The sequence below is a fragment of the Bacillus sp. JJ664 genome (genome assembly GCF_036962205.1).
Taxonomy (GTDB): Bacteria; Bacillota; Bacilli; order Bacillales; family Bacillaceae_G; genus Gottfriedia.
This window is the reverse complement of sequence record NZ_JBALMS010000059.1, coordinates 48,144-61,878: the sequence shown is the minus strand read 5'-3', so window position 1 is coordinate 61,878 and position 13,735 is coordinate 48,144. Positions and strand designations below refer to the sequence as shown.

At 33.4% G+C, this 13,735-nt stretch carries 12 protein-coding genes; 11 read left to right on the top strand and 1 reads right to left on the bottom strand.

Annotated features, from left to right (window positions below):
• Positions 1-27: 27 nt before the first annotated feature.
• From V7056_RS10965 to V7056_RS10915, 11 genes are read left to right on the top strand one after another with little or no spacing between them, the layout of a single operon-like run.
• Entirely contained in the window at positions 28-657 is a 630-nt protein-coding gene (locus tag V7056_RS10965; protein ID WP_499701864.1) for a sugar transferase, read from the top strand.
• Positions 654-1,796 carry a DegT/DnrJ/EryC1/StrS family aminotransferase gene (locus V7056_RS10960; RefSeq protein ID WP_499701862.1) on the top strand — a complete coding sequence of 381 codons (1,143 nt, stop codon included), beginning with the start codon at positions 654-656 and terminating at the stop codon, positions 1,794-1,796. Before V7056_RS10965 ends, V7056_RS10960 begins: the two co-directional genes overlap by 4 nt.
• Before the next feature lie 10 nt (positions 1,797-1,806).
• Positions 1,807-2,787, top strand: a complete 981-nt coding sequence (locus V7056_RS10955; RefSeq protein ID WP_499701860.1) for an ATP-grasp domain-containing protein — start codon at positions 1,807-1,809, stop codon at positions 2,785-2,787.
• Positions 2,784-3,461: an HAD family hydrolase gene (locus tag V7056_RS10950; protein ID WP_499701858.1), complete on the top strand. Its 678-nt coding sequence runs from the start codon at positions 2,784-2,786 to the stop codon at positions 3,459-3,461. Before V7056_RS10955 ends, V7056_RS10950 begins: the two co-directional genes overlap by 4 nt.
• Positions 3,458-4,588, top strand: coding sequence for a glycosyltransferase family 4 protein (locus tag V7056_RS10945; RefSeq protein WP_499701856.1), 1,131 nt, complete (start codon positions 3,458-3,460; stop codon positions 4,586-4,588). The genes V7056_RS10950 and V7056_RS10945 overlap by 4 nt, the downstream gene beginning before the upstream one ends.
• Complete coding sequence (locus V7056_RS10940; RefSeq protein WP_499701854.1) at positions 4,589-5,608, top strand: glycosyltransferase family 2 protein; 1,020 nt, start codon at positions 4,589-4,591, stop codon at positions 5,606-5,608.
• Between the two features lie 35 nt (positions 5,609-5,643).
• Positions 5,644-6,675 (top strand): EpsG family protein, encoded by a 1,032-nt coding sequence (locus V7056_RS10935; protein WP_499701852.1) that lies wholly within the window; start codon positions 5,644-5,646, stop codon positions 6,673-6,675.
• A 23-nt stretch (positions 6,676-6,698) separates the two neighbouring features.
• A complete protein-coding gene (locus V7056_RS10930) occupies positions 6,699-7,448 on the top strand; it encodes a glycosyltransferase family 32 protein (RefSeq protein ID WP_499701851.1) in 750 nt (249 codons plus the stop codon).
• A 5-nt stretch (positions 7,449-7,453) separates the two neighbouring features.
• Positions 7,454-8,647, top strand: coding sequence for a glycosyltransferase (locus V7056_RS10925; RefSeq protein WP_499701849.1), 1,194 nt, complete (start codon positions 7,454-7,456; stop codon positions 8,645-8,647).
• 22 nt (positions 8,648-8,669) lie between these two features.
• Positions 8,670-9,860 carry a glycosyltransferase gene (locus V7056_RS10920; RefSeq protein WP_499701847.1) on the top strand — a complete coding sequence of 397 codons (1,191 nt, stop codon included), beginning with the start codon at positions 8,670-8,672 and terminating at the stop codon, positions 9,858-9,860.
• Between the two features lie 29 nt (positions 9,861-9,889).
• A complete protein-coding gene (locus tag V7056_RS10915) occupies positions 9,890-11,422 on the top strand; it encodes a lipopolysaccharide biosynthesis protein (RefSeq protein WP_499701845.1) in 1,533 nt (510 codons plus the stop codon).
• A gap of 57 nt (positions 11,423-11,479) precedes the next feature.
• Here the strand turns inward: V7056_RS10915 and V7056_RS10910 are convergent, their stop codons facing one another.
• Positions 11,480-13,648, bottom strand: coding sequence for a right-handed parallel beta-helix repeat-containing protein (locus V7056_RS10910; protein WP_499701843.1), 2,169 nt, complete (start codon positions 13,646-13,648; stop codon positions 11,480-11,482).
• Positions 13,649-13,735 lie beyond the last annotated feature (87 nt).

Genomic DNA, 13,735 nt, shown 5'->3' with positions numbered 1-13,735 from the left:
ATCATTTGAATCCAAGGGGAGTTTAATATGCAAATAAGATTAAAGTGTAAAAGAATCATGGATGTTACTGTGTCATTAGTTGGTTTAATCACACTTGCTCCAGTCTTACTCATCGTATCCATCTTTATTTATTTTCAATTAGGTTCCCCAATTGTTTTTGAACAAGACCGAGTCGGAGAAAGAGGTAAAGTTTTTAAGTTAATCAAGTTTCGGACGATGTTAAATACGCAAGATGCTGATGGAAAGTTATTACCTGTAGAAGAAAGAATGACACCATTTGGTAACTTTATTAGATCGACCTCGCTTGATGAAACGTTAGAACTTTTCAATGTCTTAAAAGGAGATATGAGTTTAGTCGGTCCAAGACCATTACTAGTCGAATACGTGCCACTGTATTCAGAAGAACAATTCCGTCGGCATGATGTTAAACCAGGTATAACGGGTTGGGCACAAATAAATGGCAGAAACAATATTAGTTGGAATGAAAAGTTTAAATTAGATGTTTGGTACGTGGATCATTTTAGTTTAATGCTAGATGTAAAGATACTATTTATGACACTTTTTAAAGTGATTAAACGGTCGGATATTAATCCAGAAGGAAGTGTTGCGATGAGTAAGTTTGTCGGGAACGAAAATACAGAGGTTGAACAAGCATGAAAAAAATCTACTTATCTTCACCACATATGAGCGGAAAAGAGTTAGATTATGTAAATGAAGCTTTTCAGTCAAATTGGATTGCGCCTTTAGGTGAAAATGTAGATTGTTTTGAAAAAGAGGTTACAGAATTAGTTGGAACGAAGTCGGCCGTAGCATTATCAAGTGGAACGGCTGCAATTCATCTAGCGTTGAGAGCATTAGATGTTACAAAAGGTGATATTGTTTTTTGCTCTTCTTTAACTTTCGCAGCTAGCTGTAATCCAATCATCTATGAAAATGCTACTCCTGTTTTTATTGATTCAGACCGAGAAACATGGAATATGTGCCCTATTGCGTTAGAAAATGCATTTTGGATCGCAAAAAAAATAGATCGACTACCAAAGGCAGTTATAGTTGTCAATCTGTATGGTCAAAGTGCGGATTATGATAGATTACTAGAGATTTGTAATGAATACCAAGTCCCAATTATTGAAGATGCTGCAGAATCATTAGGTGCAACTTATAAAGGAAAACAAACAGGCTCTTTTGGACACTTTGGCATTTTTTCCTTTAATGGAAACAAGATCATCACAACATCAGGCGGTGGAATGATCGTTTCAAATGACGAAGAGTCACTTAGCAGAATAAAGTTTTGGGCAACTCAAGCACGAGAAAATGAACGTCATTATGAGCATAAAGAACTCGGTTATAACTATCGTTTGAGTAATGTACTAGCAGGAATTGGTCGAGGCCAACTAACAATTCTTTCTGAACGTATTCAACAAAAGAGGGAAATTTATCAATTTTATCAACAACAATTTGCTGATATTGATGAGATACAAATGATGCCAGTTGCAGATTATGGTCAACCGAATTATTGGTTATCTGTCATCACGCTTGATGCAAAAAGTAGATTAAAGCCAATCAAGTTAATTGAGTTACTTGAAAAAGAAGGTATTGAGTCAAGGAATGTATGGAAACCGATGCATAGACAGCCTTTCTATGAAAAGTATCCATTTTATTCTGCTGAAACGAAAGAGAGTGTCAGTGATGATTTATTTAATAGAGGACTTTGCTTACCATCAGATACCAAAATGACAATGGCGGATTTAGAAAGAGTAGTAGGAATCGTTAAGTCTGCGTTTCATTTTGTAAAATAAAGGAGACTATATGAAAGAATTTAACATACTTTTTCTAAGTGCAGGTAGAAGAGTTGAGCTTATTAAACAATTTAAAGAAGCTGCAAATGAATTAAATATAAAAAGTAAATTGATTTCTGTCGATAGTTCTCCAACTGCTCCAGCATTTTACTTTACAGACTCTTTTTATATCGTACCTTCAATTCATGACAATGAATATATTTCATCATTAATCAATATTTGTCATAAAGAAAATATCCACTTGATTATCCCTACAATTGATTGGGATCTGCTTAGAATAGCTCAAAATAAAGAATTCATTGAAAATGAAACGAATGCCAAAGTTTTAGTATCAGATTTAGATGTACTGTCTATTTGTATAAATAAAATGAATACACAGGAATTTTTTGAAATAAACGGATTTGACTCCCCAAAAATTATCACAGAAGAAGCGTTAGAAATGAAGGATTACGTGTTGCCTTTATTTATTAAACCATTTGATGGAAGTTCAAGTATTCAATCATTTAAAGTAAATTCTGAGAGGGAATTAGAATTTTTTAGACAGTATGTAAAAAATCCAATGGTCCAAGAATTCATTGATGGAGAAGAGTTTACAATTGATGCCTTTTTGGATTTTAATAGTAAAATTCTTTCCATTGTGCCTCGAAAAAGAATTGCTGTTAGAAGTGGTGAAATCTCAAAAGGGATGATCAGTAAAGATGCATCTATCATTAATAAAGTAAAAGAATTACTAGAAACATTGAAGCCGATTGGGCAAGTAACCATTCAGTGCTTTAAGACGGAAGACAGCATTAAGTTTATTGAAATTAATCCTCGCTTCGGTGGAGGTGCTCCGATGAGCTTTAAGGCTGGTGCGAATTCTGCGATTGCTATTTACAAGTTATTAATGGGATATGAACTGTCATATAGTGAAGATTATGAGGACGAGTTATTATGTTTGCGATATGACCAAACAGTTTATATTCATCAAAAAAGTAGTGTGATCTCGTGATACGGGCTGTTGTACTAGATTTGGATGACACCTTAATTTTAGAAAAAGATTATGTATTTAGTGGATACCAAGTGGTTAGTGAAAAAATTGCAAATGATTTTAACGTTACTCAAACAATTGTCTTTGAAAAGATGTGTTTGGCGTTTACGAAGCGCAAGTCAAAGGTTTTTAATCGCGTATTAGATGAACTAAATTTACATTATAACCAGTCATATATTCTAGAATTGTTAAAGCTTTATAGAGGCCACAAACCTGAGATTCATTTACTAGATGATGCGAAGGAGTTACTCTCCTTGTTGAAGCAGAAGAATTATAAATTAGGGATTATTACAGATGGGTATAAAGAGTCTCAGCAAAGAAAAATAGAGACATTACATTTGGGAAAATATGTCGATGAAATTATTATAACTGATGAATTTGGCAGGAAGTATTGGAAACCGCACATGAAATCATTTCAGTTAATGCAAGAAAGACTCAAAGTCCCTTATTCAGAAATGGTCTATGTCGGTGACAATTTGAAAAAAGACTTTATCATGCCAAAGCAACTCGGATTTACAACAATCTGTATTAGAAGAAGTGATGGTATTTATTTTCATAATGAGATGGACACAGAAGCTTATCAACCACATACGTATGTTGAAAATTTACTTGATGTACTAAAGGTGATCGAATGAAAAAAATACTCTATATTACGACATTAAGTAGAACGATTAATGCATTTCTTGTACCACATATACAACGATTACTGGAAATTGGTTTTGAAGTGGACTGTGCTTGTGCAGTTGATCGGCCAGTAAACGATAGCTTGATATCAAATGGGGTAAAGGTATACGATATTCCTTTTTCAAGAAATCCTCTAGACTTAAGGAATCGCAAGGCTTTTCAAAGGTTGGTACAAATTCAAAAAGAACATCAGTATGACATTGTTCATGTCCATACACCAATTGCAGCTTTATACGGAAGATTACTAAAAATGAAATTTCCAAAGTTAAAGACAATCTATACTGCTCATGGATTTCATTTTTACAAAGGTGCGCCATTATTAAATTGGCTTCTATATTATCCAATTGAACGAATCATGGCGAGATTTACAGATGCTATTATCACAATGAATGATGAGGATTACGAAAGAGCCAAATCATTTCAAGTATCTGAAACGTATAAAGTAAACGGTGTTGGCTTAAATCTTAATCAATACAATGTATTAAGCTACAAAAAAGATTTATCTCGAGCGAAGCTTGGAATAGACCCATCAGACTTTGTCATTGTTATGATTGCAGAAACAAATTTAAATAAAAACCATCAGCAGATGATTCATGCTATTTCTTTCTTATCCACTGAATATCCACAAGTGAAGGTTTTATGTGCTGGTGAAGGACCATTATTTGAGACCCTAAAGAACGAAATTGTTAAAAAGCACTTGGAAAACACAATCTACATGCTAGGCTATCGAAGGGATATTGAAGAACTAATTTCGGCAAGTGATATCGGAATGCTACTTTCATATCGAGAAGGTCTTCCTAGAAATATTATGGAATTGATGGCATTTGGGAAGCCGGTCGTTGGGACAAACATTAGAGGTATTAAAGATTTAGTAATCGATCATGAAACAGGTTTATTAGTGGAAGTAGGAGACTATGAAGCGACAGCCGAAGCTATAAAACGGTTTATTCAGGAAAAGGATTTGTTACAGTCTTGTGGACAGAAAGCTTTCGAGAGAGTACAAATGTATGAGATTTCAAATGTTTTACACCAATTAGAAGAGATCACTATGTCTGGAAGGGTCAGAAAGGTGGAGTAAATGCCTAAAGTAAGTGTACTCATGTCTGTATATAATGGTGAAAAGTTTTTAGCAGAAGCAGTAAAAAGCATATTAAATCAAACATTTAAAGACTTTGAATTTGTCATCATTGACGATGGGTCAACTGATCGCTCACTTCAAATTCTTCAGCAATTTAGTGATAAAAGAATACGATTATTGCAAAATGAGCAGAACAAAGGATTGGTCTACTCTTTAAACCGAGGACTTGAAGAATGCTACGGTGAGTATATTGTCAGAATGGATGCGGACGATATTGCAAACCAGCATCGCCTTGACTTACAAGTGAGCAAAATGGATGAGTCACCTGATGTTGTTTTACTAGGATCCTCATTTCACATGTTTTACTATAAGTCGTTCATTAGTAAACGAATTTCACCATTAAATGATACAGAGCGAGTGAAGACTAGGTTATTATTTCAAAATGCAATTGCACATCCTACTACGATTATCAGAGCAAAAACCATGAAAGAAAATGAATTGTTTTACGATGAAGAGCATAAATATGCTGAGGATTATGGATTATGGAATAAGCTAGCTTCATATGGTGAGATTACAAATTTACAAGAACCTTTACTTCAGTACCGGCTTGTAAGTAATAGCCAAACAGCGCGCGGTAAGCGAGATGAAAAAGAACGCCTTGCCATTTATAACAAAATAGTCTCTATTCCTTTATCAAGGCTAAATATAGATGTTGAAAACAATGGCATACATTTTGAATTAGCAGAAGCGCATAATCTGAAGCAGCTACAATACAAACTGGAAGATTATAAGGAGTACTTATCGAAGCTAATGAAGGCAAATGAACTGACAAAAGTATATCATCATGATCGGTTCAAAGAAGAATGTGCTTCTCAATTTTATCGTTGCTGTCTAGTTTTTGGAGACTATGAAGCATATAATCAACATTTCTATCAAATTACGCCAATCAGTTCATTTCAATTTAAAATGGACCAACTTCAATTCAAAGCAAAGAAAAGAGTGAAAAAACTAGTTCGTTAAATGCGATGAACGATAAAACAGATGGAAGGTGAAAAATGCTTGGTTATAATCTACTCGTACTAAGTACATTTTTATTTTCATCAATCGGCCAATCAAAAAAGCTAAGTAAATGGATTGTTTCTATATTTAGTGGTTGCTGTTTTTTAGTGCTATGGTTAACTGCGGGGTTTAGAGATCAAGTAGGGACAGATTTTATAAGCTATCGTGTATATTTTGACCATATCAAACTACTCTCATATGAAAATAGAGGAATCGAGGCTGGATACTACTTTCTTAATAAAATTGTTTATTTTATAAATACAAATAATGAAAGTATCTTTTTAACCACTTCATTTATTACGTTGATCCTGATTTTTCTGACAATCAACCGTTATTCGAATCATATAGGCGTCAGCGTATTCTTATTTTTAACAATGTATTTTTATTTTTCATCTTTCAATATTGTTAGGCAGTATATTGCTGTAGCAATCGTATTTTATGCACTTAAATATATTGTTTTAAATGAAACTAAAAAGTATATTTGTTTTATCCTCATTGCGATGTCGTTCCATATGACAGCCATCATTGCATTGTTGGTTTATCCTTTTATGAAAAGGAATCATTCAGCATTTCTTTATTTATTTATCTCAATGATTACGTTTTGTAGCATCCCTTTTCTACCGCATATTATGGGACGAATCAGCGATTTACTTGATAAATACCATACATTAAATTATGGAGCAAGTCCGGTTGGAATGGTCATATCTGGTACGTTATTTCTATTCGCTTTATTCCATAAACAAAAACTCATTAAACAAAATCCACTAAATATCATTTATATGAATGCAATGTTTCTAGCTTTTATTTTTCATACACTTGGTACTCAACAGGTTGTACTCGCAAGATTTGCTACTTATTTTTACATCTTTTCAATCCTTCTCATTCCAAACTGCCTTTCAATATTAAACAAATACGTTCGAATCAGTGTTTATATTATTTTGTTTTCATTATTACTAATTTATTTTAATGTCCAACTAACTCGTGGAGTGGCCGGAGTTTTTCCGTATCAAAGTATTTTCTCAAATTAAATCAGATGAATAGGTGATGATGAATGGAAGAAGTAAATGAGACAATTCCTAAAATAATCCATTATTGTTGGTTTGGAAGAGGGAATAAGCCTGCCTTGTTTATAAAATGCTTAAATAGCTGGAAACAATACCTACCAGATTATGAGTTTATAGAATGGAATGAAGATAACTTTGATATCGAAATAAATCAGTTTGTATCTGAAGCATATAAAGCCAAGAAGTTTGCCTTCGTCACGGATTATGTAAGGGTATATGCTTTATACAAACACGGTGGAATTTATTTAGATACAGATACTGAAGTTTGTAGCTCTTTCGATTCTTTTTTAATGGATGAAGCGTTTCTGGGCTTTGAAGAAAAAAATTTTATAGCAACAAGTACAATTGGAGCAAAGAGCGGAAATCCTTTAATTGGGAAAATGTTAGAAACATATGAAGACAAATCCTTTATCAATCCAGATGGTAGCTATAATATGATCACCAATGTATCAATTTTAAGCTCACTTTTATCGCAGCTAGGAATAAGACTAAATGGCCAAAAGCAAGAGTTACCTAATATCGTAACGATTTATCCTCAAGAAGTATTTTCTCCTTATGACTATATTAATTGTAGAAATAGAACGACAAACCAAACTGTCACAATTCATCATTTTGATCAAAGCTGGTTACCTTGGCATTCGAAGTTGAAAACTTCAATTAAAGTTCTTTTTGCAAAAATACTGGGTGGCGACAACATTGCACTCATACGTCACTACATTCAAGAAGGAAAGAAGTGAGTCTAGTGAAGAAAAATATTCTGATTGCTTCATTTGACTTGAATGTCGGTGGAGTGGAAAGAAGTTTAATTAGTATGTTAAATCAATTTAATTATGAAGAATACAATGTAGATTTAATGCTGTATCGTCATAATGGTGAATTTATGGATCTTTTACCGATTGAACCTAATCTGTTAAAAGAACTACCGCATTATGCTACATTTCGAAAGTCTATTAAACAAGTAGTGAGAGAAAAGTATTATGCTCTGGGGGCAGTCAGGTTATTGTCAAAATGCGTTGCCGTGACTAAAGGGAAGATAAAGACATTAGATGAACTAGGATACTATCAAATGCAGCTAATGTGGAAATACTCATTACCTTTTTTACCCGCACTTGATAAAGAATACGATGTCGCTATTAGCTACTTGTGGCCACACTATTTCGTTGGTGACAAAGTGAAGGCAAAGAAAAAAATTGCCTGGATCCATACCGATTATTCAACAGTTTATACGGATGTCGATCTAGATTGTTTAATGTGGCAAAAATTTGATCATATTATTTCAATTTCACCATCTTGCTCAGAAGCTTTTCTACATAAATACCCTACATTATCTAAGAAGATAGTTGAAGTAGAAAATATTACTTCACCAGCCTTTGTAAAAGAGCTGGCCAATGAAGGAATGGAAGAGTTAAAACAAAATGAACATGATTTTAATCTAGTATCAGTTGGTCGTTTATGCTTTCAAAAAGGCTTCGATTTGGCCATTCAATCAATGAAGCTCTTAGTAGATAAAGGATATAAAAACGTGAAATGGTATGTGGTTGGTAGTGGAGAAGATGAAGAACAATTAAAAAGAAGCATCCAAGAACTTGGATTAGAAAATCAATTTATTTTAGTCGGTAAAAAGGTCAATCCATATCCTTATATTAAGCATTGTGATTTATATGTTCAGCCTTCGCGATACGAAGGGAAAGCAGTTGCTGTGCTAGAGGCTCAAATTTTAGAAAAGCCTGTCTTAATTACGAATTATCCTACGGCTAGTAGCCAAGTAACGGACGGAGTAGATGGAGTTATTACGGAGTTAAGTGTGGAAGGGATTGCGAGTGGGATTGAAAAGATGCTTAAAAATCTTTTGTTAAGGGAAGGTCTTTCAAAAAATAATAAAGAGACTGACTTTCGTAATTCCGCAGAATTAGAGAAATTATATAAATTATTCTAGTTCGAAGGAAGGAGTAAGCTGGATGAAGAAAAAGATTCTTTTTGTACTCGACTCTTTACAAAGTGGTGGAGCAGAAAAGAGTTTGGTGACACTACTAAATGCGTTTGACTATGACAATTATGAAGTCGATCTTTTATTGATTCGTCAGAAAGGGTTGTTTTTGCCGTTAGTTCCCGAGAAAGTCAACATGTTACATTCACCTGATTATTATGTAGCAGTTAAAGAGTCACTGCCTACATTTTTAGTCAATATGTTAAAGAAGAAATCTTTCCGTTATATATTCAGTCGAATCGCAACATCACTTTCCTTGAGAAATCCTTTTAAAAGGAAAGGATATCATACAGCGCAGATTAATTGGCAATATGTTCAATACTCAATTCCAAAGCTAGAAAAAACATATGACACAGCAATCGCTTTTAGCCAAGGCGTACCCACATATTTTGTGGCAAATAAAGTAGATGCTAAAAATAAAATTACTTGGATTAATACAGACTATGAATTAGCAAGATTTAACAAGAGCTTTGATGAACCGTATTATACAAAGTTTAATCGAATTGTCGCTATTTCTGATCAATGTAAGGAATCCTTTACTAAACTGCTACCAAATACAAACGATAAGATACACGTCATTTATGATCCGGTTTCTCCATCATTCCTACACAATTTAGCGGAAAGTGGAGAAGGTTTTGATGATGATTATAAAGGTATTCGCATTTTATCAATTGGTAGGCTGGTCGAATCAAAAGGTCATGAATTAGCAATTGAAGCATGTTCAAAACTCATAGAAGCAGGATATGACCTAAGATGGTATGTCATTGGTGAGGGAGAAGAAGAGGGAAATTTAAAAGAACGTATTCGCTCACTAAAGCTAGAACAACACTTCCATTTATTAGGTGTAAAGCAAAATCCATATCCATATTTATTGCAAAGTGATTTGTATGTTCATGCTTCAAGAATTGAAGGTTTTGGATTGGCGATTCAAGAAGCAAGGATCTTTAAAAAGCCAATCGTAACGACTAATTTTACGGTTGTAACGGATCAAATTACACATAATCAAAACGGTATTATTGTTGAGATGAATGCAGATGCAATTTTTAATGGCGTAAAACAAATACTAGACGATGAGAGTCTACGTACACAAATCAAAAACTATTTAGAACTTGATGATGCAAGTACAGAAGATGAGATTCATAAATTGTACGCCATTATATAAATTTTTTTGTCATGATAGGAGACAAAATAATGAGAAATCAAAAAGTACTTTATAATTTACTATCAAACTTAATTCTCCAAGTACTATTAATTATTGTAGGGTTTATCATTCCAAAGATGATTATTCATGCATATGGTTCAAGTACAAATGGTCTAATAAGTTCCATTACACAGTTTCTGGCTTGCTTAACGATTGTTGAAGCTGGACTTTCCTCAGCAATCACACTTTCTTTATATAAGCCAGTTGCCAAAAATGATATCCAAAAAATTAATGAAATTATGAGTGCAGCAAGAGAATTTTTTATTAAATCTGGGTATGTTTTTACCGGCCTTGTCATTCTATTAGCATTCACTTATCCAATCATCATTGAGGAGAAGAGACATTTTTATACAAGCTTTATCGTGTTAGTTATGGGGTTAAGTGGGGTAGTTGAATTTTTCTTTATCGGTAAATACCGAACTCTTCTGTATGCAGATCAAAAGGGATATATATTAACAAATGTACAGACATTCGCTTTAATCAGTAACACGTTAATCAAAATCCTCTTTATCTACTTAGGTTTTTCAATCTTAACGATACAAATTGGCTCAGCGATTGTCTATATTGTAAGTTTCTTCTTAATCTCAAACTATATAAAGCGAAAATATCCTTCATTAAACTTGCGAGTACAGCCGGATAAAACGGCAGTAAGTCAGCGCTGGGATATCCTAATTCATCAATTGATGTATATTATCTTAACGAATACGCCTATCATTATTCTTTCTATCTTTTGTAGTCTAGAAGATATTAGTGTCTATTCAATTTATATGATGATTCTTACTGCAATTAGTGGCATCGTTTTTATCTTCCAAAATGGAATGAATTCCTATTTCGGTAATGTACTAAATACAGATAAGCATGAAGTATTAATCAATCTTCACAGTTTATATGAAAATGCATTTTTTATGATCATTACGTGCCTGTATTGCTGTACCTTTGTATTGATCATTCCATTTATTAGAATCTATACACATGGTATTACAGATGCGAATTATATCCGAGAAGATTTAGCATTAGTAATGGTATTGTTCGGTTTATTAAAGGTGATCAGGGTACCAGATATGACTATTTTAAGTGCAGCGGGTCATTATAAAGAAACTAAATGGCGAGCAATTACTGAAGGACTAATTCTTATTTTAACGACGATTCTATTTGTTCATTTTTATGGAATGGTCGGCGTTGTGCTAGGGGGAATTATATCGCTAGCGTATCGTTCAATTGATATCATCGCTTATACCCATAAAGAGATCCTGCGAGTGAGTGTGAAACATACTGTACGAAAAATTAGTTTGAATACGTGCTTAGGTTTACTTTCAATCCTACCGTTTGGTACAGTCGTTCATCTTCATCCAACTAACTACGTTGCATGGTTCCTTACAAGTGTTGTGGTGTTTGGTTGGATCGCAATTGTGATATTGACTGGAAACTTTTTATCAGATCGTAATGGAATGAAACAGCTGTTTAGGCAAATATTTCCTTTACTTAAAGTTAAGCTACTGAAACAAAAAGCAGAAGGAATGTAATAGAAGATGAAAAGCCAACAAGAAGGTGAACTCCTTTGTTGGCTTTTATTTGTTAGCTTATTTTTTAGTGCTTTGGAAGACAGTAGATGTAACTTTATCGATTGGACGTACTTTTAGTGTTGCATTGCTTAGAATATTACTTTGAAAATAAAATGGCTTGTTGTATCCACTATAAGATGTTGTATCTACTGCAATACTTGCACTTTTAGACGCAAACGTATTGTTCGAAAAAGTTGCTGCTTTTACCGAGTATGCATTATTCACCTTAAAGAAACGAACCATTCGATAATCTTTTGCTGGTGAGTAATTAAGATTGATTTTATTTGATTTAAATAGAAAATTTGATGCGCTTAAAACAGAAACGATTGGTTCACTATTTAAAGGATTTTCAGTAAATGTGAAGGTTGAGGATTCAATCGTTTTTTGTGTAGCACTTGATGTTGCTGAGTTTTCAATATATACACGTACATTATTAAAAGTTGAACCACTAACTGTGGAATTCTCTTTTAATGAAACTTCCATATACGATTGTGCAGAAGTACTTGTAAAAGTAGAATTTGTAATTTTTGATGCATAAATAGTTCGGCCAATGTCCTTAAATTGGGAATTGATATAAGTGATACTTTTTGCATCGCCACCTGCAATACTAGCCCCTGGGTCTCCAATAAATTTACTGTTTAAAATTGTAAAATCGATTCCTGGTGTGTAAATATTCCATCCAGCACTTTGATCTGTATTGTTGAAAGTACAGCCAGTTACAAGGATATTTGCATCGTATAATTCTAGTCTAGCATTTTCAAATGTATTATTTTCGATAGTAGAAGATGCATAACCATATATTTTAGATGAATAAATTGTATTACCAGAAAAAGATGCACCATAAACATAAGCGCTTGTCCCATTAAAGACGTTGTTCAGAATCGTTTTATTTTTACTTAAGCTACTAGTAGATAATCCGACTTTGCCTTTTGAACCAAATACATTATTTGATGCTTTTAAGTTTTCGCCATCATAGAAGATTAAGTCAAAGCTGTCATTATTGTAAAACTGATTGTTCTCGACTGTAATCGTATCGTTTGGATAATCCCCGCCCTCTACGTCAATACCGCTTTGAGGTGCAGTTCCTTTAATATCATGAAGGATACAATTAGAGATGGTAATATTTCTACCGCCGACAACACTAATACCTTGGCGGCGATTGTCGTGAATATTACAATTATCCACTAATACATTTTCAGCGAAATAAAATGCCCATACGTCGACTCGTAAATCAGGTGCAATTTTTTTAGCATCAAAAACTAGTTTATAATAATACGCACCTGTAGGAATCTTAACGCTATCTTGTAAAAACTGAACATTTTTCTGACTTGAAATAAAACGGTTGTTTTGATCATAAAAATAGATCGCATATGCTTTATTTGTTAATGAATCAATAGAAGAAGGGTAAACAAGCAATTCTTGTGTACGTTGAAAATGAACTGAAGATAAATTCATATCGCTATTTGATAAGACGATTTTTGAAGTTGATGCTACAATTTGACCGGAGGAATTGATATCTCCAAATCGAAATGCTGATGATTCTCCAATATAGCTTGTGATATTTTGACCTGAGAGAAGAATCCCATCACCTGTAAAATTCGATAATTCTACATTTTTAATCGTTACATTTTTAGAACCTCTAATTTGAATTCCAAATCCCCATTCATGTGTACCACTACCATCATAATGATGTGTATTTTTATCGCCTACTAGTTTTCCACCAATAATTGAAATATTGTTATTTGGGAATTCAACATAAATAATATCGTAATACTCGTTTCCATTTGTTTCTTTATATAGAACAGTTGCATCTGTCATGTAAAATGTAAAATCTCCAACTAAATTAACACTATTATTTGCTTCAATTAGATAATTTCCGGCTGGAAGCAATGCACCTGTATATCCATTCGATTTAGCGTATTGGATTGCATCGTTAATCCCATTTGTCGTTTGAACAGGGTTGCCTTTTTGATTATCAATGTGGAATTTAGCTAAATCAATTTGATAGATTGACTCTATATTCTGAGCAATGATTTGTGTAGTTGACAGCCTGTCCTTCTTAGGTCCAACTAATTTCCCGTTTTTTGCTATGTTAGAAGATTTTAAGCTAACAGTGGAATGAAGAGAAGCCATAATTAGTATAAAGATCAGACCTAGAGGAAGTAAGATTGTCATCAACTTTTTCATGTTGATTATCACATCCTAAAAGTAATTTGCGTTTACAGTAGAAACACATACAGTATTCTATGAAAATTAAATCGTTTCGCAAGGTTC